The sequence below is a fragment of the Achromobacter sp. JD417 genome, assembly GCF_041879325.1.
Lineage (GTDB): Bacteria > Pseudomonadota > Gammaproteobacteria > Burkholderiales > Burkholderiaceae_B > Achromobacter > Achromobacter mucicolens.
In genome coordinates, this window is sequence record NZ_CP087159.1 from 4,020,290 (window position 1) to 4,046,709 (window position 26,420).

At 64.9% G+C, this 26,420-nt stretch carries 25 protein-coding genes and 4 tRNA genes; 15 read left to right on the forward strand and 14 right to left on the reverse strand.

What is annotated here, in order from left to right:
* Positions 1–12: 12 nt before the first annotated feature.
* On the reverse strand, positions 13–627 hold the full coding sequence (locus LN047_RS18480; RefSeq protein WP_373979821.1) for a cysteine dioxygenase: 615 nt from the start codon (positions 625–627) through the stop codon (positions 13–15).
* Between the two features lie 169 nt (positions 628–796).
* On the opposite strand from LN047_RS18480, the gene LN047_RS18485 reads away from it, so the two are divergent.
* The 3 genes from LN047_RS18485 (at position 797) to LN047_RS18495 (ending at position 2,678) form a co-directional block, all read left to right on the forward strand.
* Positions 797–1,621 (forward strand): NAD-dependent deacetylase, encoded by an 825-nt coding sequence (locus LN047_RS18485; RefSeq protein ID WP_373979822.1) that lies wholly within the window; start codon positions 797–799, stop codon positions 1,619–1,621.
* A 110-nt stretch (positions 1,622–1,731) separates the two neighbouring features.
* Positions 1,732–2,334 carry a helix-turn-helix domain-containing protein gene (locus LN047_RS18490; protein ID WP_152385000.1) on the forward strand — a complete coding sequence of 201 codons (603 nt, stop codon included), beginning with the start codon at positions 1,732–1,734 and terminating at the stop codon, positions 2,332–2,334.
* A 95-nt stretch (positions 2,335–2,429) separates the two neighbouring features.
* Entirely contained in the window at positions 2,430–2,678 is a 249-nt protein-coding gene (locus LN047_RS18495) for a hypothetical protein (RefSeq protein ID WP_172802127.1), read from the forward strand.
* Between the two features lie 10 nt (positions 2,679–2,688).
* On the opposite strand, the gene LN047_RS18500 is transcribed toward LN047_RS18495, so the two are convergent.
* Complete coding sequence (locus tag LN047_RS18500; RefSeq protein WP_062839204.1) at positions 2,689–3,573, reverse strand: LysR family transcriptional regulator; 885 nt, start codon at positions 3,571–3,573, stop codon at positions 2,689–2,691.
* 131 nt (positions 3,574–3,704) lie between these two features.
* Between LN047_RS18500 and LN047_RS18505 the strand changes: the two genes are divergently transcribed.
* On the forward strand, positions 3,705–4,301 hold the full coding sequence (locus LN047_RS18505) for a short chain dehydrogenase (protein ID WP_373979823.1): 597 nt from the start codon (positions 3,705–3,707) through the stop codon (positions 4,299–4,301).
* Between the two features lie 128 nt (positions 4,302–4,429).
* Here the strand turns inward: LN047_RS18505 and LN047_RS18510 are convergent.
* Positions 4,430–4,506: transfer RNA gene (locus tag LN047_RS18510), tRNA-Arg, on the reverse strand.
* Between the two features lie 164 nt (positions 4,507–4,670).
* On the opposite strand from LN047_RS18510, the gene LN047_RS18515 reads away from it, so the two are divergent.
* Complete coding sequence (locus tag LN047_RS18515; RefSeq protein ID WP_373979824.1) at positions 4,671–4,904, forward strand: DUF3079 domain-containing protein; 234 nt, start codon at positions 4,671–4,673, stop codon at positions 4,902–4,904.
* 260 nt (positions 4,905–5,164) lie between these two features.
* On the opposite strand, the gene LN047_RS18520 is transcribed toward LN047_RS18515, so the two are convergent.
* Together LN047_RS18520 and LN047_RS18525 are read right to left on the reverse strand one after the other, a co-directional pair.
* Positions 5,165–5,241, reverse strand: a tRNA-Arg gene (locus tag LN047_RS18520).
* Positions 5,242–5,378: 137 nt separating this feature from the next.
* Positions 5,379–5,455 (reverse strand) — tRNA-Arg (locus LN047_RS18525).
* 173 nt (positions 5,456–5,628) lie between these two features.
* Between LN047_RS18525 and mnmH the strand changes: the two genes are divergently transcribed.
* Positions 5,629–6,675 (forward strand): tRNA 2-selenouridine(34) synthase MnmH, encoded by a 1,047-nt coding sequence (mnmH, locus tag LN047_RS18530; protein ID WP_373979825.1) that lies wholly within the window; start codon positions 5,629–5,631, stop codon positions 6,673–6,675.
* Between the two features lie 138 nt (positions 6,676–6,813).
* Here the strand turns inward: mnmH and LN047_RS18535 are convergent.
* The 6 genes from LN047_RS18535 to cysS all read right to left on the reverse strand — a co-directional run bounded on the left by LN047_RS18535 (position 6,814) and on the right by cysS (position 12,679).
* Positions 6,814–6,906, reverse strand: a tRNA-Ser gene (locus LN047_RS18535).
* A gap of 89 nt (positions 6,907–6,995) precedes the next feature.
* On the reverse strand, positions 6,996–8,261 hold the full coding sequence (locus LN047_RS18540) for an aspartate kinase (RefSeq protein ID WP_056323526.1): 1,266 nt from the start codon (positions 8,259–8,261) through the stop codon (positions 6,996–6,998).
* 164 nt (positions 8,262–8,425) lie between these two features.
* Complete coding sequence (tilS, locus tag LN047_RS18545) at positions 8,426–9,412, reverse strand: tRNA lysidine(34) synthetase TilS (protein WP_373982153.1); 987 nt, start codon at positions 9,410–9,412, stop codon at positions 8,426–8,428.
* A 145-nt stretch (positions 9,413–9,557) separates the two neighbouring features.
* The gene (locus tag LN047_RS18550) at positions 9,558–10,523 is read right to left on the reverse strand and encodes an acetyl-CoA carboxylase carboxyltransferase subunit alpha (RefSeq protein ID WP_056323524.1); all 966 of its coding nucleotides are present in this window, start codon (positions 10,521–10,523) and stop codon (positions 9,558–9,560) included.
* A gap of 36 nt (positions 10,524–10,559) precedes the next feature.
* Positions 10,560–11,204 carry a DNA-3-methyladenine glycosylase gene (locus tag LN047_RS18555; RefSeq protein ID WP_226846387.1) on the reverse strand — a complete coding sequence of 215 codons (645 nt, stop codon included), beginning with the start codon at positions 11,202–11,204 and terminating at the stop codon, positions 10,560–10,562.
* 20 nt (positions 11,205–11,224) lie between these two features.
* Entirely contained in the window at positions 11,225–12,679 is a 1,455-nt protein-coding gene (cysS, locus tag LN047_RS18560; protein WP_373979826.1) for a cysteine--tRNA ligase, read from the reverse strand.
* 331 nt (positions 12,680–13,010) lie between these two features.
* On the opposite strand from cysS, the gene LN047_RS18565 reads away from it, so the two are divergent.
* The 3 genes from LN047_RS18565 to LN047_RS18575 all read left to right on the forward strand — a co-directional run bounded on the left by LN047_RS18565 (position 13,011) and on the right by LN047_RS18575 (position 15,104).
* Entirely contained in the window at positions 13,011–13,694 is a 684-nt protein-coding gene (locus tag LN047_RS18565; RefSeq protein ID WP_062839208.1) for a tetratricopeptide repeat protein, read from the forward strand.
* A 134-nt stretch (positions 13,695–13,828) separates the two neighbouring features.
* The gene (locus LN047_RS18570) at positions 13,829–14,338 is read left to right on the forward strand and encodes a peptidylprolyl isomerase (protein ID WP_056324586.1); all 510 of its coding nucleotides are present in this window, start codon (positions 13,829–13,831) and stop codon (positions 14,336–14,338) included.
* Positions 14,331–15,104 (forward strand): UDP-2,3-diacylglucosamine diphosphatase, encoded by a 774-nt coding sequence (locus tag LN047_RS18575; RefSeq protein WP_056323515.1) that lies wholly within the window; start codon positions 14,331–14,333, stop codon positions 15,102–15,104. The genes LN047_RS18570 and LN047_RS18575 overlap by 8 nt, the downstream gene beginning before the upstream one ends.
* A gap of 87 nt (positions 15,105–15,191) precedes the next feature.
* Here LN047_RS18575 and LN047_RS18580 read toward each other — a convergent pair whose 3' ends face one another.
* From LN047_RS18580 to azu, 3 genes are all read right to left on the reverse strand, one after another.
* Positions 15,192–16,055: an undecaprenyl-diphosphate phosphatase gene (locus LN047_RS18580; RefSeq protein WP_056323512.1), complete on the reverse strand. Its 864-nt coding sequence runs from the start codon at positions 16,053–16,055 to the stop codon at positions 15,192–15,194.
* 19 nt (positions 16,056–16,074) lie between these two features.
* Positions 16,075–17,661 carry a TerC family protein gene (locus LN047_RS18585; RefSeq protein ID WP_373979827.1) on the reverse strand — a complete coding sequence of 529 codons (1,587 nt, stop codon included), beginning with the start codon at positions 17,659–17,661 and terminating at the stop codon, positions 16,075–16,077.
* Positions 17,662–17,865: 204 nt separating this feature from the next.
* Positions 17,866–18,315: an azurin gene (azu, locus tag LN047_RS18590; RefSeq protein ID WP_373979828.1), complete on the reverse strand. Its 450-nt coding sequence runs from the start codon at positions 18,313–18,315 to the stop codon at positions 17,866–17,868.
* Between the two features lie 351 nt (positions 18,316–18,666).
* Between azu and LN047_RS18595 the strand changes: the two genes are divergently transcribed.
* Genes LN047_RS18595 through LN047_RS18620 form a run of 6 tightly spaced genes read left to right on the forward strand, consistent with a single transcriptional unit; the run spans position 18,667 to position 26,363 of the window.
* Positions 18,667–20,835, forward strand: coding sequence for a 4Fe-4S binding protein (locus LN047_RS18595; protein WP_373982154.1), 2,169 nt, complete (start codon positions 18,667–18,669; stop codon positions 20,833–20,835).
* Between the two features lie 53 nt (positions 20,836–20,888).
* On the forward strand, positions 20,889–22,805 hold the full coding sequence (nosZ, locus tag LN047_RS18600; protein ID WP_056323503.1) for a TAT-dependent nitrous-oxide reductase: 1,917 nt from the start codon (positions 20,889–20,891) through the stop codon (positions 22,803–22,805).
* Between the two features lie 6 nt (positions 22,806–22,811).
* Positions 22,812–24,125, forward strand: coding sequence for a nitrous oxide reductase family maturation protein NosD (locus tag LN047_RS18605; protein ID WP_373979829.1), 1,314 nt, complete (start codon positions 22,812–22,814; stop codon positions 24,123–24,125).
* Positions 24,122–25,030 (forward strand): ABC transporter ATP-binding protein, encoded by a 909-nt coding sequence (locus tag LN047_RS18610; protein ID WP_373979830.1) that lies wholly within the window; start codon positions 24,122–24,124, stop codon positions 25,028–25,030. The genes LN047_RS18605 and LN047_RS18610 overlap by 4 nt, the downstream gene beginning before the upstream one ends.
* Positions 25,027–25,857 (forward strand): ABC transporter permease, encoded by an 831-nt coding sequence (locus tag LN047_RS18615; RefSeq protein ID WP_373979831.1) that lies wholly within the window; start codon positions 25,027–25,029, stop codon positions 25,855–25,857. Before LN047_RS18610 ends, LN047_RS18615 begins: the two co-directional genes overlap by 4 nt.
* Positions 25,854–26,363 (forward strand): nitrous oxide reductase accessory protein NosL, encoded by a 510-nt coding sequence (locus LN047_RS18620; RefSeq protein ID WP_373979832.1) that lies wholly within the window; start codon positions 25,854–25,856, stop codon positions 26,361–26,363. Before LN047_RS18615 ends, LN047_RS18620 begins: the two co-directional genes overlap by 4 nt.
* The last annotated feature ends 57 nt before the right edge of the window (positions 26,364–26,420 follow it).

Below are 26,420 nucleotides of genomic sequence, written 5' to 3' on the forward strand. Positions count from 1 at the left end.
CCGGCGGATACGCTAGCCCAGCGTGGCGCGCACGGCGGCGGACCGATCCCACAGATTGGGCAGGCTAGGCGACGAATAGCCCGAGACGAACGGCTTGGCCTGGCCGGTATCGGGGTCATACACGTGACGCGACACCGCGCCGATATTGCCGCCATACAGGTGCACGCTGATGGACACCCTATCCGGATAGGCATTGGACACGCGATGGATGTCGCCCTCGGCCGGCGACAGGCGCTCGACGTCGCCCGGCCGAAGCGTGGTCGCCTCGCCCGCCAACGCCAACCGGCCGTCCGCATCACGCGCGAACCGCTGATTGATCTCCGCGCCGCGCAGCATGCCCACATAGCCCCAGACCTCGTGATCGTGTACGGGCGTGGACTGGCCCGGCCCCCAGACGAAGCTCACCAGCGAGAAACGCTCCAGCGGATCGCAATGCAGCAGGTACTGCTGGTAGAACTGCGGATGCGGGGCGGTACAGGCGTCGGGCAGCCAATCGTCGTGCCCCACCAGGTCCGCAAACGCCGCCGCCAGCTCGGGGCCCTGGTCCAGCGCCTGCGGCGAAGCCAGCCGCGTCGCAGTGGCAATAAAGCGGCGAAGCCGTTCCAGGCCGGTGTTCGATTCAGGCATTCTCAGCTCTCCAAGGCGGGATGAAATCCCAGATTGAAAAAACAGTATCCACGATTCGGGACGCGGACGCACGCGCGTCCCGCTTGCTGGCCCGCGCGGCGCCGTGTGCCCGCCCTTGACAGCGCCTTGCCGGCGCGTGCAGCGTATCGAACTGTCTGCAAGGTTGGAAATGAAAAACACGCATCACGATATTCCGCCCGCGCTGGCGCAGGCCCTGCGCAGCGCGCGCCGCGTCGTCGTATTCACGGGCGCTGGGGTGTCCGCCGAAAGCGGCATCGCCACGTTCCGCGATGCCCTGACCGGGCTCTGGTCGCGCTTTGACGCCCAGGCGCTGGCCACGCCCGAAGCATTCCGCGAACATCCCGACCTGGTATGGGGCTGGTACGAATGGCGGCGCGCGCAGGTCCTGCGCGCCGCGCCCAACGCCGCACACCATGCCATTGCGGCGCTGACGCACCATGTTCCGGAGCTGGCCGTCATCACGCAGAACGTGGACGACCTGCACGAGCGCGCGGGCAGCCGCGCGGTCACGCATCTGCACGGCAGCCTGCATGCGCCGCGTTGTTCGCGCTGCGGCGCTCCGCAAGCGTTTGCCACCGACCCGCCGCAAGAGCCCGACGCCGGCCGGCGCCTGGCGCCACCCGCGTGCACGGAATGCGGCGCGCCGGTGCGTCCCGGCGTCGTCTGGTTCGGCGAAAGCCTGCCCGCGCAGGCCTGGCGTGACGCCACCCTTGCCGTGCAACAGTGCGACCTGCTTTTCAGCATCGGCACCTCGTCCCTCGTGTATCCCGCGGCCGAACTGCCGCGGCTGGCCGTCGCGGGCGGCGCCACGGTCGTGCAGGTCAACCCGGCCGCAACGCCGCTGGACGCGATCGCCCATCACAACCTGCGCGGCGCCGCGGCCCAGATCATGCCCGCCGTGATGGCGGCGGCGCAATTCACGCCAGGCCTGCCGGCCACGCCGGCAACACCGGGCGGCCGCGAGGTTTTGTGAGCATCCGTGGCGTCCAACCACACGCCTATGACACTTGCGCGACACTTCCAGGAAAACCCTCAAATTCACCATTACATCGGCGCTATACAGTGGTGTAATGGGCTTCGTTTGTGGAGATGATCATTCCGTTTTCCTGGAGACTTCCTGACGTCTTCGTACGTTCGCCGGACGGTGTGCTGCACCGTGTGGTGCGTCACGCCACGACCACGGAAACCATCGCCAAGCTCGAAGGCATGCCCAGCAATACCCACCTGGATTGCGAATGCAAGCTCGACAACGGCGAAACGCTGTGCTGGATGGGCAACGACAAGTATCGCCAACTGAACGGCGGCGCCATCTTTCTTGCCGTCACGGCACACACTACACCCCGGGGCGAATCGCGGCACAGCGGCGCGGTCCCGGGCGATGAAAAGGCGGCATCCGCGCCGCGCGCCTCTCGCAAGAAAGTTGCAGGGGCCAAGGCGCGCCTGCCGCCAGCTGTAGTCAATCTAAAAACCGGCAACGATTGGAGCTTGATACGCGCCTGGCGCGAGCATCTGAACATCAGCACTGCTGACATGGCTGCCCGGCTTGGCGTCGATCACTCCATCTATATCGAGTTGGAACGGCCGCGCCCGCGGCCACGGCAGGTCATACTTGACCGCGTGTCGGCGGCCCTGGGCGTATCGCCAGACCAACTCGATGATTCATTGTTAGGAGGACAGTTTCATTAGCGTCGCGCGCAAGGCATTGCCTTGCGCTCCCGCCGTGAATTGTTCAGACGACTTTGGCGCCGACACCTGACGGCCCGCGCATGGAGGTATTGAATATGCTCGGCACCGCAAGACGATTGACCGATGTGCTCGCCACATCGCCGGATGGCACGTTGTATCGCATCGAACGTTTCGTTTCCGATCCCGATGCGTATTCCGCGCTGGGCACGCCACGCTTTGACCCGAAGACGCATTGCGTCTGCCGCACCAGCTCCGGTGAAAAGGTCGCGTGGCTGGGCGGCCAGACCTATCAGCTTCTCAAAAGCGGCACATCCCTGACGGCGGTGGACCGACGACGCGCCTGATGCCCTACCGCTACCGCGCAAATCGCGTCACCACGAAATCCACGAAGGTCGTGAGTTTGGGCGGCGCCTGGCGATCCTTCGCATACAACAGCGTGATGGGCCGGGCGACCGGCCAATAAGGCTGCAGAATCGGCACCAGGCGGCCGGCGCGCACGTCGTCAGTCAGCAGCAGTTCGGGCTGCAACACGATGCCAAAGCCGGCCAGCGCCGCCTGCCGCAGCGCCTGCCCATTGTTCGACACGAACCGCCCCGTGGGATACCCCATTTCCCCGCCCTCATCCGTGCCCAGCCGCCAGCCCGTGCGCCGGCTCCAATGCGAAAAATCCAGGCATTGATGCCGGGCCAGATCGCCAGGCGTGGCGGGCGTGCCGTAGCGGGCCAGATACGCCGGCGCGGCGCAGACGATCATCTGATAAAGCCCGATGCGCCGCGCCACCAGACCCGAATCCGCGGGCTCGCCAATACGCAGCGCCACGTCAAAGCGCGACGCCACCACGTCTTCCACGCTATCGCTCAATGACAGTTCCACGCTCACGTCCGGATAGATCGACAGGTAATCGGCGATCACCGGCGCCAGCGCGAATGACCCGAACGACACCGACGACGTGATGCGCAGATGGCCGCGCGGGGCCGATCGCAGCGCCTCGGCGCCCTGCTCCGCATCGCGAATGTCCGCCAGGATGGCCTTGCAGCGCGCAAAGTAGGCCTGGCCTGCCTCGGTCAGGCTCTGGCGGCGCGTCGTGCGATTCATCAGCCGCAGTCCCAGCCGGTCTTCCAGCCCCTTGACGTGCTTGGCGGCCATCGCGGGCGACATGTCCAGCTGCGCCGCGGCGGCCGTCAGGCTGCCCAGCTCGACCACCGCCACGAAGACTTCCATGCTAAGCAGGCGATCCATGGATTCCGTACCCTGAGTGTTGACTGATCCGACAATTCTAGGATTTTTCTTGCGGAATGCGACGCGCAGAATGCATTCATGCGTTGGCGGACCCGCCGGCGCCACCCCAACGGCATTCCACGGAGAACCCCATGAAGATCATCCTCATCGGCGCAAGCGGCACGCTCGGCAGCGCGGTCGCCCGCGAACTGGGCCAACGTCACGACATCATCGCGGTGGGCAAGCGCCGCGGCCAATATCAGGTCGACATGACCCGCAGCGACAGCATTCGCGACCTCTTCGAACGGGTTGGCAAGGTCGACGCCATCGTTTCCGCCGCCGGCAGCCTGCACTTCGGCCCGCTGGCCGACATGACGGCCGAACAGTTCAAGATTGGCCTGCATGACAAATTGCTGGGACAGGTCGACTTGGCTCTCATCGGCCAGCACTACGTCAACGCGGGCGGCTCGATCACCCTGACCAGCGGCATCCTGAGCGACGAGCCCATCCGCTATGGCGCCAACGCCGCCGCCGTGAACAGCGCCATCGACGGCTTCGTGCGCGGCGCGGCAGTGGAACTGCAAGGGATCCGCATCAACGCGGTCAGCCCCACCGTGTTGCAGGAGTCGCTGGACAGCTATGGCCCCTACTTCCAGGGCTTCGAGGCGGCCCCGGCCAGCCGCGTGGCGCTGGCCTTCAGCCGCAGCGTCGAAGGCGCGCAAACCGGACGCGTGTACCGCGTGTGGTGATCCGCGCCAGTGATCCGCGCCACGAAAAAAAAAAGCGGCTTGATGGATTCATCAAGCCGCTTTTCGCGTCCGCATTGCTGCGGTTTTTTCTGCGGAAACCACGCTGTGCAGCATGATCTCGAATAAGTTGGCGCGCCCGGCAGGATTCGAACCTACGACCCCCTGGTTCGTAGCCAGGTACTCTATCCAGCTGAGCTACGGGCGCCCCGAAAGAGGCGTGTTTATAACACGAAAGAATCACACCATGCAAATCGACCCCGTTTAAAACGGGATTCGGCACAGGTGGCGACCCCGCATTTGTGCGATGTCAATGAATCGCAGGCCCCGACAGCAGTACGCTGAGTTCAACAAGAACATCAGGCAGACAGCATGGCCAAGAAGTTTCCCCTCCACCCCAAGCACCCCGAACGCATCTGCTGGGGCTGCGACCGCTACTGCTCCACCGACTCCATGGCCTGCGGCAACGGCTCTGGCCGCACCATGCACCCGGCGGAATCGCTGGGCGAAGATTGGTATCTGTTCGGAGATTGGGGCTTCGACGAGGCGAACGAAAAATCGAAGGATGCGGAGAAGGAAAACGCGGAAGAAAGCGCCGCGCATTGATCGGCATTGATCGAGCAGGAAGCCCGGCACTGCCGCCCCTGCACGTTTGCGATGTTGCCGTGCGGGGCAAGTAGCAAGCACAAGCCCAAGCACAATCATTAACGCCAATCGGCACTACAGACCCACGCATAAAAAACCGTGCACCAAAACAAAAAGGCCTTCGATGCAAGATCAAAGGCCTTTCCATTTTGTTTACTGCACTTTCTTTACTGCTATTTTCTTTGCCGCATTCACATCGCGATGTTTAAACCGTGATGGTTTGGCGCGCCCGGCAGGATTCGAACCTACGACCCCCTGGTTCGTAGCCAGGTACTCTATCCAGCTGAGCTACGGGCGCTCCGGCAAAGAGGCAAAATTATATCAGAATAATCGTGCCATGTTTGTAGTGACGCATAACTTCTCTTCACTACAAACGCTGCTTTTTCATCGGTTTCGCAAACATCTGCGCATAGCGCAAACAACCGCAAAATAACTTGGCGCGCCCGGCAGGATTCGAACCTACGACCCCCTGGTTCGTAGCCAGGTACTCTATCCAGCTGAGCTACGGGCGCTTGAAAAAGCAAGCCTTGAATAATAGCGTTGTTTCGAAGGTTGCGCAAGTCGGGATGGCACGCTGGCCTGTCTATCCCGAGTCCGCTTGTCTGTGCACATTCAGTTGCCCTCCAACCCATCGCCCACGCACCGCGTGCGAAAATCTTCCGATTCTTCCACCGAGGCGGTCTTCGTGAAACACCTGCTTGTCAGCCTGGAAAGGCTGCATGATTTCGACGAAATCATCGATGTGCGCACGCCGCTTGAATACGCCGACGACCACATTCCAGGCGCCTGCAACGCACCGGTGCTGAACAACGAAGAACGCGCGCTGATCGGTACGATGTACAAGCAGGTCTCGCCGTTCGAAGCGTCCCGCGCGGGCGCGGCCGTCGTCGCGCGCAACATCGCCCGCCATCTGGAGACCACCTTCGCGGACCGCCCGCAAGGATGGCGTCCGCTGGTGTATTGCTGGCGCGGCGGCAAGCGTTCGGGATCGATGACGCTGATGTTCAACATGATCGGCTGGCGAGCCCGGCAGCTCGACGGCGGCTACAAGACCTACCGGCGCGCCACGCTGGACGACCTGCAGACGCTGCCGCAACCACTGCGTTTTGTCGTGCTGACCGGCCCTACCGGCAGCGGCAAGACGCGGCTATTGCACGCCTTGCGCGAAGCAGGTGCGCAGACCGTGGATCTGGAAGCGCTTGCCTCGCACCGCGGCTCGCTGCTGGGCGCATGGCCGCACGCTGAGCAGCCCACGCAAAAGCGCTTCGACACGCTGCTTGCGGTGCGACTGCGCGAACTCGATGCCAGCCAGCCGGTGTTCATCGAAGCCGAAAGCCGCAAGATTGGCGCGGTGGAAATTCCCGCATCGCTGCTGCGCGCCATGCACCACGGGCAATGCGTTGACGTACGCGCCAGCCGCGAAGACCGCGCGCGCTTCCTGCAACAGGATTATGCGCAGCTCTTTGAGACGCCGGATTGGCTAAAGGCGCAATTGCAGCGCATGGTCGGGCTGCACAGCCGCGACACCATCAAGGACTGGATGACATTGGTGGACGAAGGCCGCCGCGAAGACCTAGCGCGCGAACTCATCGACCGCCATTACGACCCGGCGTACGCGCGCAGCTCGCAGTCGCACTTTGTGAATCTGCCACGCGCCGAGCGGCTGGATTTCCGCCCGAATGACGACGATGTGGTCGAGCAGGCGCAAACGCTGATCGACAGGCTGGGGTGAATCGCAGCGCGCATTGCTTCAAGTCGGCACAACTGCGGCCCGCAATGGGCCGCAATGGACCGCACAAAACAAAAAACCCGCAGAGCAATAAGCTATGCGGGTCTTGAGGCAACCTTGTGTCACTGGTGCAAGTGTCTTTGGCGGAGACGGTGGGATTCGAACCCACGATGCAGTTTTTAGCCACATACTCCCTTAGCAGGGGAGCCCCTTCAGCCTCTCGGGCACGTCTCCGAAAAGAGAACGAGATTCTAGCACGATTTTTTTGGCTCTCGCCCGCGTTTCGGGCCTTCACGCAAAAAAATCGTGCCGGACCTGATTCGTCAGACCTTGGTGGCGGGCGCCTGGTCCAGACCGAAGGCCTTGTGCAGCGCGCGCACGCCCAGTTCCATGTACTTGTCGTCGATGATGACCGAGGTCTTGATTTCGCTCGTGCTGATCATCTGGATGTTGATGCCCTCTTGCGAGAGCGTCTGGAACATCAGGCTGGCAACGCCGACGTGCGAGCGCATGCCGATGCCGACGATGGAGACCTTGGCGACCTTTTCGTCGGTGGACAGTTCACGCGCGCCCACGGCGGGGATGACTTCGCGCTTGAGCAAGTCCACGGCGCGCGCAAACTCGTTGCGGTTCACGGTGAACGAGAAGTCGGTCGTGCCGGCCACGGACTGGTTCTGCACGATCATGTCGACGTCGATGTTGGCGGCGGCGACGGGGCCCAGGATGGAGAATGCGATGCCGGGTTTGTCGGGAACGCCCAGCAGGGTGATTTTGGCTTCGTCGCGGCTGAAGGCGATGCCGGAGACAACGGCGGCTTCCATTTTTTCGTCTTCCTCAAAAGTAATCAGCGTGCCCGAGACCATTTCTTCCTCGAGCGGGATAAGGGGGTCGGTCAGCGAGGACAGGACCCGGACCGGAACACGATACTTGCCGGCAAATTCGACCGAGCGGATCTGCAGGACCTTGGAGCCCAGCGAAGCCATTTCCAGCATTTCCTCGAAGGAAACGACGGCCATGCGGCGCGCTTCGGGCACCACGCGCGGATCGGTCGTGTAGACGCCGTCCACGTCGGTGTAGATCAGGCATTCGTCGGCCTTGATGGCAGCCGCCACGGCCACGGCCGAGGTGTCGGAGCCGCCGCGGCCCAGCGTGGTGATGTGGCCGTCGGGGTCGATGCCCTGAAAGCCCGTCACGATGACCACGCGGCCGGCGTCCAGGTCGGCGCGCACGCGGGCGTCGTCGATGGACGTGATGCGGGCTTTCGTGAACGACGAATCGGTGCGCACGGGCACTTGCCAACCGGCATAGCTGCGCGCGGGCACGCCTTCGGCCTGCAACGCAATGGCCAGAAGGCCGCTGCTGGCTTGCTCGCCGGTGGCGGCGATCATGTCGAGCTCGCGGCCGTCGGGCTGGGGCGAAATCTCGCGCGCCAGACCCAGCAGACGATTCGTCTCGCCCGCCATGGCGGACGGGACAACAACAACTTGGTGGCCGGCGGCGTGCCACTTTGCGACGCGACGCGCCACGTTTCTGATGCGCTCGACCGAGCCCATCGAAGTACCGCCATATTTGTGAACGATCAGGGACATCTCGTACTCTGGCTGGACACCCGCCGCAAGTGTTGACGGGCAAAACCATATATTCTAGCGCGACGGTAAAAATTTGCGCAGATTGCGCAAATTTATGTCCATTCCGCGCGCAAAATCGCTGGCAGGCACGTTGAAACCGGCGATACCGCATCGCCGCGCCCCGATTACGAATCCGAACCGTCCCGGGGCTCGACCCACACGCGGCCGCGATGGCACCGGACCACATGGCCGGCCTGCTCCACCCGCAACTGCCGGTCATGGCCCAGGCTGTGCAGCCCCCGCAACTGCCGCAACAGATCGGCCATGCGCGCATCGGTCGGCATACGCGCGCCGTTGCGCGCCAGCCAATGGCGCAGCACGTGCGCCTGCCGGGCGGGCGACAGACCGCGCCATGCCTGTAGCGAAAAGCTCACGCCGTCAGGGCTGGGGTCCAGCCGCGCAAAATCCTCGGCCGCGACTTCGTCCAGGATCTCGGCCGCCTCGGCCATGTGCCGCGCATGGCGCGCGACGATGGCGCGCCAGCCGGGCCACCGCGCATCCAGCACGGGCGCCAGCAATTCGCGCAGCGCGGCGCGGGTGTAGCGCGGATCGGCGTTGGTGGGGTCCTGCACGGCGCGCCAGCCGATGGCGGCTTCGAGGTCGTTCGCCGCGCCCAGGATCTCGCTGCGATCCCGCTCCAGCCACGGCCGTAAATAAGTCACGCCATCGCGCTGCGCCACCGGCGCCATGGCGGCCATGCCGGCCAGTCCGGTGCCGCGCAGCAGGCGCAGCAGCACGGTTTCGGCCTGGTCGTTGCGATGGTGGGCAAGGAGGATGTGATGGACGCCGTGCTGGCGCGCCAACCCGGCCAGCGCGGCATAGCGCGCGTCGCGTGCAGCGGCTTCGATGCCCTTGCCGGCGGCCGGCTCTACCTGCACGCGCGCTTCATATAGCGGCAGCGCAAGCCGTGCGGCGAGGTCCTGGCCATGCCGCGCCCAGGCGTCCGCCTGCGCCTGCAGGCCGTGATGCACATGGAATAGCAGCACCTCGATGCCAAGCGCCGGCGCAACCGCGGCTGCATGCACGGCCAGCATGGCCGAGTCCGCCCCGCCGCTGAAGGCGACGGCGATGCGGCGCGGACGCTCGGGCAATGCCGTGAGCGCCTGGCGCAACGCCGCGGCAAGCGCGGCGCAAAGAGGCAAGGAGAAACTGCCGCCCGCGTCGGCCCGAGGGGAGATGCCGGGCGGCGGGACGTCGGTCATGGCAGAGGGCGCGGGGGCCGCGGCGCCGGCAAAGAGGGCCGGCGCCCTGCCCGCTTTACGCGCGAACTTCCTGGAAGGCGCCGTACGAGAGCACGCGCTGCACGCGCTGCTCGACGAGCTGTTCGGGCGTCAGGCCCTGAAGCTGGCGCAGGGCATCGCCGAGCGCGCGGCGCAAGAGGCGCGCCATGACGCGGGGGTCGCGGTGGGCGCCGCCCACGGGTTCGTTGACGACGCGATCCACCAGGCCCAGGTCCTTGAGGCGCGGTGCGATGATGGCCAGCGCATCGGCGGCCTCGGGGGCCTTGTCGGCGCTGCGCCAGAGGATCGAGGCGCAGCCTTCGGGCGAAATCACGGCATAGGTGGCGTATTGCAGCATCAGCACGGCATTGCCCACGGCAATGGCCAGCGCGCCGCCCGAACCGCCTTCGCCGATGATCGTGCAGATCACCGGCACCTTGAGTTCAGCCATGGCGTACAGGTTGTGGCCGATGGCTTCGGACTGGCCGCGCTCTTCGGCGCCGATGCCGGGGTAGGCGCCGGGGGTGTCCACGAACGTGAAGACGGGAATGCCGAATTTTTCGGCCAGGCGCATCAGGCGCAGGGCCTTGCGATAGCCCTCGGGACGCGGCATGCCGAAATTGCGCGCGGCGCGCTCTTTGGTGTCGCGGCCCTTCTGGTGGCCGATGACCATGCAAGGCGTGCCGTTAAAGCGCGCCAGGCCGCCCACGATGGACTGGTCGTCGGCATACATGCGATCGCCATGCAGTTCATGGAAGTCGGTGAACATTTCGCGCACGTAGTCCAGCGTGTAGGGACGCTGGGGGTGGCGCGCGACCAGCGCCGTCTGCCAGGGCGTGAGCTTGGCGTAGATCTCTTTGGCGAGCGTCTGGCTCTTCTGCTGCAGACGTCCGATTTCATCGGAGATGTCTACCGCCGAATCGGCCTGCACATAGCGCAGCTGCTCGATCTTGTTCTCAAGCTCGGCGAGCGGCTGTTCAAATTCCAGAAATGTATTGCGCATGTAGTGTGGTTCCGTAGATGGGCTGCCTGGTTTGCGTCAGTATTGGACCGGCGTCGGTTCCAGACTGCGCCACAGATACCAGGTTGCCACGGTACGCCAGGGTTGCCACGCCAACGAGACTTCGCGAGCCTCGAAGCGAGAGACAGGCTCGCCGCTGAAATAGTGTAGCGAGATTGCCTTGAGCAACCCAGGATCATCCAGCGGCAGGACATCAGGCCGCTGTAGATTGAAAATCAAAAACATCTCCGCCGTCCAGCGTCCGATGCCGCGGATGGCGACCAGTTCAGAAATGACGGCCTCGTCGTCCATGGCCGCCCATTTCTCGGGGTGGACCCGGCGTTCGCCGAAATGCACGGCCAGGTCGAGCACGTATTCGGCCTTGCGTTGGGACAGTCCGGCCTTGCGCAGGCCGTCCACGCCCACGCGCAGCACGGCGACGGGCGTGGGGCGCTTGCCCACGGCGTCGATGAACTTGGTCCAGACGGCATCGGCCGCCTTGGGGGAAATCTGCTGCCCGACGATCGCCCGCGCCAGCGTGATGAACGGCGTGCCCCGCGAGGTCAGCCAGACCTCGGGGTGCTGGGGAATGATCTTTTTCAGGATGCGGTCGCGGCGCATCAAGTGCGCGACGGCGGCTTCCCAATATTCAGGCTTGGGAATGTCGAGATCTGCGGTGGACATGGCCGGCGTATCCTGCTTGGTCACGCGCGGCGCCATTGCGTGAGGCCACCCGGTTTGTCGTCCAGCTCGATGCCGGCGTCACGCAGCTCGGCGCGGATGCGGTCGGCCTCGGCAAAGTTGCGGGCGGCCTTGGCGGCCGCGCGCGCGTCGATCAGGGTCTGGATGGCGTCGGCGTCGAGCGTGCTGCGCGCGCCCTGCTCCATGGCGGCCGCCGAATAGCGGGTGGCGGACTGGAAGTAGGCGGCCGGGGCTTGCTGCAGCAGCCCCAGCAGCGAGGCAAGCGCCTTCATCTGTCCGGCGCTGCGCGCGCTCTTGGTACGGTTGGCCTCGGAGGCCAGTTCGAACAGCGCGGCCACGGCGCCCGAGCTGTTGAAGTCGTCGTCCATGGCGGCCTTGAAGGCTTGCGCCTGCGGCTCGTTCCAGTCGATGCCCTGGTCGTCGGCCGGCACGTTCTGCAAGGCCTGGTACAGGCGATCCAGCGCGTTCTGCGCGTCGACGAGGTTATCCGGCGTGTAGTTCTGCGGGCTGCGGTAGTGGTTGCGCACGATGAAAAAGCGCACCATTTCGGCTTCGCGCGGGTTCACCGCGTAATCAGACTGGTCGGCTGCCGGATCGCTTTGGGCAATGGTCTGGCGGATGGTCCGGAAGTTGCCGAGCGACTTGGACATCTTGTCCGAATCGACCATGAGCGGGCCGCAATGCATCCAGATGTTGGCCAGCGTGCCGCCGAACGCGCCTTCGGTCTGCGCGATCTCGTTTTCATGGTGCGGGAATTTCAGGTCCGGACCGCCGCCGTGGATATCCAGGGGCAGGCCCAGCAGCGACTTGCTCATGGCCGAGCACTCGATGTGCCAGCCCGGGCGGCCCAGGCCGTAGGGCGATTCCCACTTGGTGTCGGCCGGTTCCTCGGCCTTGGCGGACTTCCAGAGAACAAAATCCAGGGGGTCGCGCTTGCCGGAGCCGACGGCCACGCGCTCGCCGGCGCGCAGGTCATCCAGCGTCTTGCCGGACAGCTTGCCGTAGCCTGCAAACCCGCGCACGGCGTAGTTCACATCGCCGTCTTCGGCTTGATAGGCCAGGCCGTTTTGTTCGAGCTTGCCGATGATGTCGAGCATCTCGCCCACGTATTGCGTGGCGCGCGGCTCGCGGTCGGGGGATTCGACGCCCAGCGCGCGCTCGTCGGCGTGCATGGCGTCGATATAAAACTCGGTGACTTCGCCAATGCGGCGGCCGGTCTCGACCGCGCGGCGGATGATCTTGTCGTCGATGTCCGTGATGTTGCGCACGTAGTCGACAGCCAGGCCGCTGGCGCGCAGCCAGCGCTGCACGACGTCGAACGACACCAGCATGCGGGCGTGGCCCAGATGGCAGAAGTCGTAGACGGTCATGCCACACACGTACATGCGCACCTGGCCGGCCTGGGCCGGTTTGAACGGTTCTTTGGTACGCGATAACGTGTTGTAGATTTGCAGCATGGCGCGATAGGCTTCGATTAGTGTTCCGTGGCGGTTCGGAAAATTGCAATCGGCGGAAGATCCGCCGACGCGTGCCGCCCCATTTACAGTGCCGACCCGTTTGCAAGGGACTTGCCTTGTTCAGGGTCGTCCTTCAGCGTCGTCCCATTGCACTTTGGCAGGCGGGTTCGCGTAAAAAGAATGACTTCGCGACCTGCTTTCCCTTCCTGCCCTGAACGCGATGGTCGAGCCAAAACCCAACCGGGGCTAAAATGGTGGTCGTCAAGTATAGCAAGCGGCCCGGTCGAGCGCGTAAGCGCCGGCCGGCCAAGACTTTTAACGGAACCCACACGTGACTATCAAGCCGCGTTTTTGCGTTGCCCTGCTCGCCCTGGCCCTGGCCAGCTCGCCCGCGGGCGTCGCCATCGCCCAGTCGATGAGCGGTGGCGCGGGCGAAAACCCCAACGCCACTCGCACCACCCTGGACCCCATCCCGCCCGAAGGCGGCTGGGACGCCCTGGCCAAGCTGCTGGAGGCCGCCAAGCCCAGCGTGGATACGCGCCTGACCCCGTCCGCCTCCCAGATCACGACGCACATCGAGCTTCTCTTGAACCGCGGCGATAACGAGAAGGCGCTGGCGATGATCGAAAAGCGTGAGGCCGAGATCAAGGACCAGCGCGGCACCGATGTCCAGCTCATGTTCCAGCATGCGCGCGCCCTGGCGGCGCTGAACCGCACGAACGAAGCCATCGACATCTACAACGACATGACGACGCGGTTCCCCGAATTGCCGGAACCCTGGAACAACCTGGCGGCTCTATATGCAAGCCGCGGTGAACTCGACCGGGCGCAGGATGCCTTGCAGATGGCCCTGCGCGCCGACCCGAACTACGCGGCTGCCCGCGCCAACCTGGGCGATCTGCAGTTGCTGCAGGCCCTGCGCACCTACAAGGAAGCCGCCGGCGACGGCGTGCCCGGCATGCGCGAAAAGGTCCGCGAAGTTGAAACAATGTTGAAGGATAAACAAGGCAAATGATGTCCCGTTACTCCCCTCTACACCTGCTGCGCCTGACGGCGTGCTCGTTCGCGCTGGCTGCATTCGCACCGGCGCTGGTCAGCGCCGCCCCGGCAGCCTCTTCTTCCCCCTCCACCTCCGAAGGCACCAAAACCATGAGCACCAATCCCCGCGTCAAGCTTCAAACGAATCAAGGCGACATGGTCATCACCCTGGACGCCGCCAAGGCGCCCAAGTCCGTCGAAAACTTCCTGACCTACGTCAAGGAAGGCTTCTACAACGGCACGGTGTTCCATCGCGTGATCGACGGCTTCATGATCCAGGGCGGCGGCTTCGAGCCCGGCATGAAGCAAAAGCAAACCCACGCCCCGATCGAAAACGAGGCCAACAACGGCCTGAAGAACGACAAGTACACCCTGGCCATGGCTCGCACCAGCGACCCGCACTCGGCCACCGCCCAGTTCTTCATCAACGTGTCCAACAACGACTTCCTGAACTTCACGTCGCCCACGCCGAACGGCTGGGGCTATGCCGTGTTCGGCGCCGTCACCGAAGGCCAGGACGTGGTCGACAAGATCAAGGGCGTGAAGACCGGCAACAAGGGCTTCCACCAGAACGTGCCGAACGAAGACGTCATCATCGAGAAGGCCGAAGTTCTTGAATAAGATCACGCTGCCCGGCCCGGTCTGGCTGGCATCGGACCTGCACCTGGGGCCGGCCACGCCGGCCACCTCGGAGGCCTTCCTGGCCTTTCTGCAGGTTGCGCAAGAAGAGGCGGCAGCCCTGCTGCTGCCCGGCGACATCTTCGATGCCTGGATCGGCGACGACGTGATCCGCGCCGCCCCGCCGTGGCTTGCCACGGTGCTGGCGGCGTTGAAGACCACGGCAGCCCGCATCCCGGTCTGGCTGGGACGCGGCAACCGCGATTTCCTGATCGGCGAGGAACTGGCAAAGGCCGTGGGCGCGCAACTGCTGCCCGAGCCGGCGCTGCTGGAAACCGATTTCGGCTCGATCCTGCTGACGCACGGCGACGAATTCTGTACGGACGACGCCGCCTATCAGCAATTCCGCCAGATGGTCCGCAATCCGCAATGGCAGGCCGAATTTTTGGCCAAGACCATCCCCGAGCGGCTGGCCATGGCGCAGCAGGCGCGCGGCGAAAGCCAGGCGGCCAACCAGACGAAGTCCATGGAGATCATGGACGTCAACGCGGGCGCCATCGAATCGATCTTCCGCGAATCGGGCGTGCGCGTGCTGGTGCATGGCCACACGCATCGCCCCGCGCGCCACGTGCTGGAGGTCGACGGCGAAAAACGCGAACGCTGGGTGCTGCCCGACTGGGACTGCGACCACGTGTCGCCCCCGCGCGGCGGCTGGCTGGTCATCGACCGAGACGGATTGCAGTTCTACGATCTGGAAACAGAAGCGTAGCCGCTGCCGTACCGCGCAAGTCAAACACAAGGGCCGCTCGAAAAAGCGGCCCTTGTGTATTCTGCGCCCCGCCGTGGCGGGAAGGCATCAGCGTGTGAAGATCCAGGCGGCCACGACGCCGCCGAAGATGATCCGGTACCAGGCGAAGACACGGTACGTGTGGTTGGCCACGAAGCGCAGCACGGCGCGCACCACCACCATGGCGCTCAGGAATGCGGCGACGAAGCCCACGGCGATGCCGGACAGGTCATGCTGGGTCAGCAGGCCAAAGTTCTTGTACATGTCGTAGGCCGCCGCGCCCAGCATGGTCGGCATGGCCAGGAAGAACGAGAACTCGGTGGCCGTCTTGCGCTGAATGCCCGCGATCATGCCGCCGATGATGGTGGCGCCCGAGCGCGAGGTGCCGGGAATCATGGCAAAGCACTGGGCCACGCCCACGCCCAGCGCCTGCTTCCAGGTGATCTGCTCCAGCGTGTGGGCCGATGCGCGTTCGTCGGATGCGGTGTCGTCCGCCGCGCCCGGCGCGTCGCCCGGCGTATGGCGCGTGCGGCGTTCGACGTACAGCATGATCAGCCCGCCCAGCACGAGCGTCACCACCACCACTGCCGGGTGGTAGAACACCGATTTGATGGTCTTGATGAAGATCGCGCCGATCACCGCCGCGGGCAGGAAGGCCAGGATCAGGTTGCGGGTGAAGGCCACCTCGCTGGGCACGCCGGTCAGCGTGCCGCGAATGAGCTGGAGCAGTCGGGCCCGGAAGACCCACATCACGGCAAGGATGGATCCCAGCTGGATGACCACCTCGAACACCTTGCCGTCGCCCGAATCGAAATTCAGCCAGTCGCCGACCAGGATGAGATGGCCCGTGCTGGACACGGGAATGAATTCCGTCAGGCCTTCCAGGATGCCCAGGATGAATGCTTTGATCAGATAGAGCGTGTTCTCGGTCACGGGCTGGGGTCTCTTTCTGTTAGTCGTTGGCTAGGGAGGATTCGTCGGGGAAATGCTCTTGCGCGCGCTTTTCGACGCGCACGAGCGCGATGCGGCGGCCGTCCATTTCCAGGACTTCGAAACGGAAATGCTGGTGGTGGATCTGGTATTCGCAGACGTCGCCCGGCTTGGGCAGATGTCCGAAGCGCGAAAGCAGATAGCCCGCAAGCGTGGAGAAGTCCTGGGCGTCGTCGACCAGGCCTTCGGTTTCCAGCACCTGTTCGACGTGGTGCAGGTCGGCGGCCCCATCGATCTTCCAGGTGTTTTCGCCGTCCGCCACGATGTCGGGCAGCTCGTCCTCGTCGGGGAATTCGCCGGCGATGGCCTCGAAGACGTCAATCGGCGTCACCAGGCCTTCGATGGCGCCGAATTCATCGGCCACCAGCACCAGCTGGCCGCGCGAGCGCTTGAGGGTGTCCATGAGACGCAGGATGCCGATCGACTCGTGCACGATGATGGGATCGCGCAGGCGGTTGCGGCGCACCCTGCCCTCGGTGATCAGATCGGCAATCAGGTCCTTGGCGCGGCCGATGCCCAGCACTTCGTCGAACGAGCCGCGGCACACCGGGAAAAAGCTGTGGGGTGCCTCGGTGAGCTGGCGGCGGATGTTCTCGGGATCGTCGTCGATGTTGATCCAGGACACGTCGGTGCGCGGCGTCATGATGGACCGGATGGAGCGCTCGGCCAGGGTCAGTACCCCGCTGACCATGTTGCGTTCCTCGACCCCGAACGCCTGGACGGACGGGCCATCGGCGTGCGGCAGGTCGGGTTCGTCGCTGGCGGGCGGCCGCTTGCCCAGCATGCGCAGCACGGCCGACGCCGTGCGTTCGCGCATCGGACGGCGCGCGTCCAGCTTGAGCAGATTGCGGCGGGCGACCTGGTTCAGTGCCTCGATGGCGACCGAAAAGCCGATGGCCGCGTACAAATATCCCTTGGGCACCTTGAAGCCGAAGGCTTCGGCCAGGAGCGAAAAGCCGATCATCAGCAAAAAGCCCAGGCACAGCACCACCACCGTGGGATGGGCGTTGACAAAGCGCGTCAGCGGCTTGGACGCGATCAGCATGATGCCGATGGCGATGATGACCGCGATCATCATGATGGCCAGGTGATCCACCATGCCGACGGCGGTAATGACCGAGTCCAGCGAGAACACAGCATCCAGCACCACGATCTGCGTGACGATCACCCAGAAGCTGGCATAGACGCGCGGGCCGGATGCGCCAGCGTGCCCGCTGCCTTCCAGGCGCTCGTGCAGTTCCATGGTGCCTTTGAACAACAGGAACAGGCCGCCCACCATCAGGATCAGGTCGCGCCCCGAGGGCGACAGGGGACCAATATTGAACAGCGGGGTGGTCAGGGTGACCAGCCAGGACATGACGGACAGCAGGCCCAGGCGCATGATCAGCGCGAGGCTCAGGCCCATGATGCGTGCGCGATCGCGCTGCGCGGGCGGCAGCTTGTCCGCCAGGATGGCGATGAAAATCAGGTTATCAATGCCCAGGACGATCTCTAGGACGACCAGGGTAAGCAAGCCGACCCACGCAGCGGGGTCCAGCAGCCACTCCATCAGGAGCTCCAGAAGTTACACGACCGGTAATCGTACATGGAAAATCCGTGACATGCCGGTGACGTATCCCCTCCGTAAGCCTGATGGACAGAGGCTTTGGCCCGAAAGAACTAAGGCTTGCAAGCGCCTGAACGGGGCGGCCCGGCAATGAAAAAGCCGGCCCCCCGGCCGGCTCTTGCTTGTCTCAACAGACCCGTCGGCGTATCAGCCGCCGACTTTCAGCGTGCCCTTCATCATGGCCCAGTGGCCGGGGAAGGAGCAGAAGAATGCGTAGTTTTCGCCCGCGGCGAGCTTGGAAACGTCGATCTTGACGGAGTCGGATTCGCCGCCGCCGATGACCTTGGTGTGGGCGATGACGCGGGTGTCGCCCGCCTTGACGTAATCCTGTGCGAGGCCGGCGCCCATGCCGTCGGTGGCGACGCCCTGCTTGTCGGCTTCCTTGGTGAGCACCCAGTTGTGGCCCATGGCGACCTTGGCCATCTTGCCGACGTGCTTGAGGGTGACCGTGAATTCCTTGCAGCTCTTGTCGACGACGATTTCCTTGACGTTGAACTGCATGGCGTCGTTGCTTTCGACGGTGGCTTCACATTGCGCGGCCAGCACGGGCAGGCTGGTGGCAGAAAGAAGGATGGCGAGGGTGGCTTTTACCAGCATGAAATTCTCCGATGACTCAGCGGTCGATGCACGTACGCCAGCCATATGCAGACGCCGTTACCGCCGCGGATGAGTGTAGGACCGCCTTCCGATCAATCCCTTGACATCCCTCAAGCCCACCCCGTCACGACCCCCAAAAATCCACTAGATCCCGTACGTTTCGTAGGGCTATTAAGCATTCAACAGACCAAATTGACAAACCGCAATTTGACGCCGGGAACGTATTCGTAGGATGCCTGTAAGCAAACACGACGAATAGAGTTCAGCATGCGCGGCAGTACCGAAGTTCACCACCGGGTCGCACGATACGTTCAAGCCGCGTTGATTGCATTTTGGCTTTCCTGTCTGTTAATGGTGCCAGCGGCGCAGGCGCAACGCCTGCCTGAATTCCTGGCCGCCACGCCCATCACTCAGATCTTTCCCGGCGCCGACCGCACCGGGCCCGTCGAAGGCAAGCCCGCCATCGCCCGCGTCTATGCGGGCGGCAAACAACTGGGTCTGGTCTATCTCACCACCGATGTGGTCAACACCCGCGGGTACTCCAGCAAGCCGATCGACGTGCTGGTGGGGCTTTCGGACGACGGCCGCATCATGGGCGCAAAGCTCGTCGAACACCACGAGCCCATCGTGCTGATCGGCATTCCCCAGTCCAAGGTCGACCACTTCATCCAGGGCTACGTCGGCCTGAACTTCGTCGAGTCCCCGCCCCGCCACGGCGCGCCGCCGCCCGTGGACATCGTCAGCGGCGCCACCGTCACGCTGATGGTGATCGGCGACACGATCACCCGATCGGCCATCGCGGTGGCGCGCGCGCACGGCATCGACAAGTCCGGCGCAACGCGCCCGGCGGCGCAACCGGCCGCCACGCGCGTGCTGGACGAGGACAAGGACACGGTGCAGAGCTGGCAGGAGCTGCTCGACGCGGGCGCCGTGAAGAACCTGCGCCTGACGCCCGACGACGTCAATCAGGCGTTCCTGCGATCCGGCCGCAAAGACGCCGCCGAACACGGCGAAGGCGGCCCCGACGACACCTTCATCGATCTGTATGCGGCGCTGGTCAGCGCGCCGTCCATCGGCCGCAGCCTGCTGGGCGACATCGGCTGGCAGCGCCTGAAAGAGCGCTTGAAGCCCGGCCAGCAGGCCGTGCTGGTGGCGGGCAATGGCCTGTATTCCTTCAAGGGATCGGGCTATGTGCGCGGCGGCATCTTCGACCGCATCGAAGTCATCCAGGACGAAAGCGCCTTCCGCTTTCGCGACCGCAACCACCAGCGTCTGGCCGACGTCAACGCCAAGGGCGCGCCGGCGCTGCGCGAAGTCGCCCTCTTTGTGGTGCCTGAAGACGCGTCCCTCGACCCGGTCAAGCCGTGGCGCCTGCAACTGATGGTGCAGCGCGTGCTTAGCGTGTCGGACAAGGCGTTCGTCACGTTCGATCTGCCCTACGAACTGCCCCAGGCCTACACCCGCTCCGTCGCGCCCCCGGCCGCCTCCGCGCCCAGCCCGGCGCAAGCCTCGCCCGCGACCGCGCCCGAGGCCGATTCCGCGCCCGCGCTATGGAAACAGATCTGGCACGGCAAGGCCGGCCAGATCGCCATCCTGACCGTCGCCCTGACGGTGCTTGTAGGCATCTTCTTCTTCCAGGACCAGCTCACGTCGCGCCCACTGCTGCACGACCGCCTGCGCCTGGCGTTCCTTGCCTTCGCGCTGTTCTGGATCGGCTGGTACGGCCAGGCGCAGCTGTCCATCGTGAACGTGCTGACGTTCTTCTCTGCCCTGCGCACCGACTTCCGCTGGGAATACTTCCTGATGGACCCGCTGGTGTTCATCCTGTGGTGCGCCACCGCCATCTCCATGGTGTTCTGGAACCGCGGCGCGTTCTGCGGCTGGCTGTGCCCGTTCGGCGCGCTGCAGGAACTGACCAACCGCATCGCCCGGCAGCTGGGCGTGCGCCAGCTGAAGATCCGCCACGGCGTGGCGCAGCGGCTGTCCACGTTCAAGTATGTGATCTTCCTGCTGCTTTTCGGCTTCTCGCTGTATGACCTGGCGGTCGCCGAGCAGCTCGCCGAAGTCGAGCCCTTCAAGACCGCGATCATCCTGCATTTCGTGCGTCACTGGCCCTTCGTGCTGTTCGCCGTGGCGCTGCTTGTCGCGGGCCTGTTCATCGAGCGCTTCTTCTGCCGCTACCTGTGCCCGCTGGGCGCCGCCCTGGCCATCCCCGCCCGGCTGCGCATCTTCAACTGGCTCAAGCGCTACCGCGACTGCGGCAACCCCTGTCAGCGCTGCAACATCGAATGCCCCGTCCAGGCCATCGACCCATCCGGCGAAATCAACCCGAACGAGTGCATCCAGTGCCTGCATTGCCAGATGCTGTACCACCACAAGCAGAAGTGCCCTCACCTGATCCAGAAGCAGGCCAAGCGCGAACGGCGCCCGGCGCCGCCCCCGGAGCCGGCGGTGCACGAAGTCGTTCTGCACCGCATGCCCAGCCCCACCCCGGCGAATCGCCCCAACCCGGAATCGTGAAACACGATTTTCGTACCGCGGCGCACCGCGCCGCCACTACCTAGGAGTTATCCATGTCCGACAAGACCCCCGAAAAAGCCGGCCTTACCCGCCGCAGCTTCCTGGGCACCGCAGCCATCACCGGCGCGGCCGGCCTCGTTGCCGGGGCGCAGATGTCCACCGCGCACGGCAAGGACGCCAAGTCCGGCAACGGCGGCGTGCTCGGGCACGTCGCGCCGGGTGAACTGGACGAATACTACGCGTTCAACTCCAGCGGCCAGTCGGGCGAAGTCCGCGTGCTGGGCCTGCCGTCGATGCGCGAACTGGTGCGCATCCCCGTCTTCAATCAATGCAGCGCCACGGGCTGGGGCCGCACCAACGAAAGCCGCAAGATCCTGACCGACGGCCTCACGCCCGAAACCCGCGAGTTCCTGAAGGACAAGGGCGGCGTGTTCCCCAACGGCGACGCCCACCACCCCCACCTGTCGTTCACCGACCAGACCTACGACGGCCGCTACCTCTTCATCAACGACAAGGCCAACAACCGCGTCGCGCGCATCCGCCTTGACGTGATGAAGACCGACAAGATCACCGAACTGCCCAACGTGTCGGGCGTGCACGGGCTGCGTCCGCAGCGCTATCCGCGCACCGGTTACGTGTTTGCCAACGGCGAGCACATCATTCCCCTGCCCAACGACGGCAAGGTGCTGGACGACCCGAAGAAGAACTTCTTCTCCGTCTACACGGCGCTGGACGGCGACACCATGAAGGTGGCGTGGCAGGTGCTGGTCGACGGCAACCTGGACAACGGCGATGCCGACTACCAGGGCAAGTATTCGTTTGCCACCTGCTACAACTCCGAGAAAGGCGTCACCGTTGAAGAGATGTCGGCCAACGAGCAGGACTGGGTCGTGGTCTTCAACATCAAGCGCATCGAGCAGGCCGTCAAGGACGGCGACTTCAAGACGATGGGCGGCGTGCCGGTCGTCGATGGCCGCCACGGTTCCAAGTACACGCGCTACATCCCGGTGCCCAACTCGCCCCACGGCTGCAACGCCGCGCCCGACGGCATCCACCTCATGCTGAACGGCAAGCTGTCGCCCACCGTGACGGTGATCGACGTGCGCAAGCTGGACGACCTGTTCGCCGACAAGATCAAGCCGCGCGACTGCGTCGTGGCCGAACCGCAGCTTGGCCTGGGCCCGCTGCACACCGCGTTCGACGGCCGCGGCAATGCCTACACCACGCTGTTCATCGACAGCCAGATGGTCAAGTGGAACATCGACAAGGCCAAGCGCGCCTACAAGGGCGAAAAGGTCGACCCGATCATCCAGAAGCTGGACGTGCACTACCAGCCCGGCCACAACCACTCGACCATGGGCGAAACCAAGGAGGCCGACGGCAAGTGGCTGGTGTCGCTGAACAAGTTCTCCAAGGACCGGTTCCTGAACGTGGGCCCGCTCAAGCCCGAGAACGACCAGCTCATCGACATTTCCGGCGACGAAATGAAGCTTGTGCATGATGGCCCCAGCTTTGCCGAGCCGCACGACATGTGCCTGGTGCACCGCTCCAAGATCAACCCGATCAGCGTCTGGAAGCGCGACGACCCCATGTGGGAAGACGCCCGCCAGATCGCCAAGAAGGACGGCGTGTCGCTGGAGGACGCCGCCAAGGTGGTGCGCGACGGCAACAAGGTGCGCGTGTACATGATGGCGGTGGCGCCGATGTTCAGCCTGAAGCAGTTCGAGGTCAACCAGGGCGACGAAGTCACGGTGTTCGTGACCAACATGGAAGTGATCGAAGACCTGACGCACGGCTTCACGCTGGAAGGCCACGGCATCGCAATGGAAATCGGACCCCAGGCCACGTCGTCCGTGACGTTCAAGGCCGACCGCCCGGGCATCTACTGGTACTACTGCCAGTGGTTCTGCCACGCGCTGCACATGGAAATGTCCGGCCAGATGATCGTGCACCCCAAGAAGTCCGCGTAACGATCCATGGCTGCCATCGCAACCTTGCGACTCGCGGCATGGGCCGCGGCCGGCTTCGTGCTGGCCGGCTTCGGCCCGGCCCTGCACGGGGCCGCCGCGGCCGCCACGCTGGACGTGGCGGCGGGCGCGGACCTGGCGCAGGCCGTCGCCGCGGCGCAACCGGGCGACACGCTGCGTCTGGCGCCGGGGTCCTACGCGGGTGCCGTCGTCATCGACAAGCCGCTCACCCTTGAAGGACCGCAGGACCGTTCCGCGATCATCGCCGGCACGCGCCAAGGACGCACACTGTGGGTCAAGGCCGCGGACGTGTCGCTGCGCAATCTGACCGTCACGCGCTCGGGGCTGGACCTGCCCGCCATGGACGCGGGCATTTTCCTGGACCGCACCGCGCATCGCGCCGTGGTGGAACACAACGACATCCTGGACAACCTGTTCGGCGTGTATGTGTGGGGTCCGCAAGATGCGATGGTGCGGGGCAACCGCATCGTGGGCAACCAGGAGCTGCGCGTGGCCGAGCGCGGCAATGGGGTGTCCCTGTGGAACACGCCCGGCAGCGCGGTGGTGGACAACGACATTTCCGCCGGCCGCGACGGCATCTTCGTGAACACCAGCAAGCAGAACCGCTTCACCGGCAACCGCTTCCACGACCTGCGCTACGGCGTGCACTACATGTACACGAACGACAGCGAGATCAGCGGCAACGTGTCCACCGGCAACGACATCGGCTTTGCCATCATGTATTCGCACCGCCTGGTCGTCACCGGCAACGAGGCCGTGAACAACGTCGAGCAGGGCCTGATGATGAACTACGCCAACGACTCGGACATCTCGGGCAACACCGTCGATGGCGCGGCCAAGTGCGTGTTCATCTACAACGCCAACAAGAACCGCTTTGCGGACAACCATTTTTCCAACTGCGGCATCGGCATCCACTTCACCGCGGGCTCCGAAGGCAACCGCATCTCGGGCAACGCCTTCATCAACAACCGCAACCAGGTCAAGTACGTGGGCACGCGGGTGATGGAATGGTCGGACAGCGGCCGCGGCAACTACTGGAGCGACAACACCGCCTTCGACCTGGACGGCGACGGCATCGCCGACACGGCCTACCGCCCTAACGACGTGGTGGACCAGCTGCTGTGGCGCGCCCCGGCCGCGCGCATCCTGCTCAACAGCCCCGCCATCTCGGTGGTGCGCTGGGCGCAATCGCAGTTCCCCGCGATCCTGCCGGGCGGCGTGATCGACAGCGCTCCGCTGATGAAGCCCGCCAGGCCGCGCGGCGCAAAAACCGGCGCGAAACGCGCCGAGGACATCCAATGAGCACTCCACTGGTGACGCTTTCGGGCGTCAGCAAACACTATGGCGACCACCGGGCCATCAGCGTCCTGGACCTGGACCTGCGCGAAGGCGAATGCGTGGCGCTGGCCGGTCACAACGGCGCGGGCAAAAGCACGCTGATCAAGCTGATCCTCGGGCTGATCCGCCCCACGCACGGGCGCGTCACGCTGTTTGGCCAGGACGCGCACAGCCCGGCTGCCGCGCGCCTGCGTGACCGGATCGGCTACCTGCCTGAAACCGTGGCGCTGCATCCCGCGATGACGGGCGCCGAAACCCTGGCGTTCTATGCGCGCTTGAAGCGCCAGCCCTTGTCGCGCAACGCGGAACTGCTTGAAAAGGTGGGCATTTCCGGCGCGGCGCACCGCCGCGTGGGCGGCTATTCCAAAGGCATGCGCCAACGCCTGGCGCTGGCGCAGGCGCTGCTGGGCGAACCGCGCATCCTGCTGTTCGACGAGCCCACCACCGGCCTGGACCCTGCGTCGCGGCTCAAGTTCTACGAGATCGTGCATGAATTGCGCGCCAGCGGCGCAACCATCCTGCTCAGCACGCACGCCTTGTCGGAACTGGCTGGCCATGCCGACCGCATCGTCGTCATGAAGGCGGGCGTGAAGATCGCCGACGGCGGCATGTCCGCGTTGCGCCGCGATACCGGCCTGCCGATCCGCATCAGCGTGACGCTCGGGCCGGACGATGCGTCCGCCCCCCCGCCCTCCTCGGCCTGGCGGCAGGTCGAGGCCGGCCGCTACGAGCGGCTGTGCCACGAACCGGACAAGGTCGAAGCCATCCGCAGCATCGGCGCCATCCGGGCGCCCATCGGCGACCTGGACATCCAGGTTCCCGGGCTGGACGACATCTACGCCCACCTGCTTGAACGGGAAGACGCATGAACGCCGTAAGCACAATCATCGGCAAGGAAGTCCGCGACGGCCTGCGCAACCGCTGGGTCCTTGCCACCTCTGTCCTCCTGGCCGCGCTGGCGCTGGCGCTGGGCCTCTTGGGCAGCGCTCCCACCGGCGCAGTCAAGGTCGATCCCCTGACCGTCACGGTGGTCAGCCTGTCCAGTCTTTCCATCTTCCTGGTGCCGCTCATCGCCATGCTGCTGGCCTATGACGCAATCGTCGGCGAGGTCGACCGCGGCACCATGGCCCTGCTGCTCAGCTATCCGGTGTCGCGATGGCAGGTCATCATGGGCAAGTTCATCGGCCACCTGGCCATCCTGGCCATTGCCACCGGCGCGGGCTACGGGTCGGCGGGACTGGCGCTGCAATGGGTGTATGGCGGCATGGACGCCGGCGCGTGGCGGCCCTTTGCCATGCTGATCGGGGCCAGCGTGCTGCTGGGCGCGAGCTTTCTGGCAATGGGCTACCTCATCAGCACGCTGGTGCGCGAACGCGCGACGGCCGCGGGCATCGCGCTGGGCGTGTGGCTGTTCTTTGTCGTCATCTACGACATGGGCCTGCTGGGCGTGCTGGCGGCGGACCAAGGCCGTCACGTCACGCCGGGCATGCTCAACGCGCTGCTGCTGGCCAACCCGTCCGACGTGTACCGCCTGCTCAACCTGACCGGCTTCGAGAACATCTCCATGTACGCGGGCATGGCGGGCGTCAGCGACCAGGCCCAAATGCCCGTGCCGCTGCTGGTGGCGGCGCAATTGCTGTGGATCGCGGTGCCGTTCCTTCTGGCCGCCTTCTGCTTCCGGAGGAAACAGCTATGACGCTGCAACGTTGGGCCGCAGTGACGGCCTTCTCGGCCATCATGCTGGCGCTTTCAGCCTGCGGCGGCGACGAACCCGCCGCGCCGCGGCCCGCGCCCCAGGCGGTGTCCGCAGACGCCGTCGGCCACTACTGCGGGATGATGCTCAAGGACCATGCGGGGCCGAAGGGCCAGATATTCGTCAAGGGCCGCGCGGCGCCCGTGTGGTTCTCGTCGATCAAACAGGTCTTTGCCTACACCCTGCTGCCCGAGGAACCCAAGGGGCTTGCCGCCCTTTACGTCAACGACATGGCGGCCGCGGGGCCCGATGGCGCCGCCGACCCGAAAGCCTGGGTGGACGCCCGCGAGGCGTTCTATGTCATTGGTTCCAGCTTTCTTGGCGGCATGGGCGCCGAAGACGCCATGCCGTTTTCGGATCAAACCCGGGCGCTTGCCTTCGCCCAGACCCACGGCGGCCGCGTCGTGCGCTTTGCCGACGTGCCCGAGGACTACGTGTTTGCCCAATAGCGATCGGCCGCCGCCCTGCCTCGAAGCCTCCCTGCCCCTCGCGCCCTTTCAGTAGAT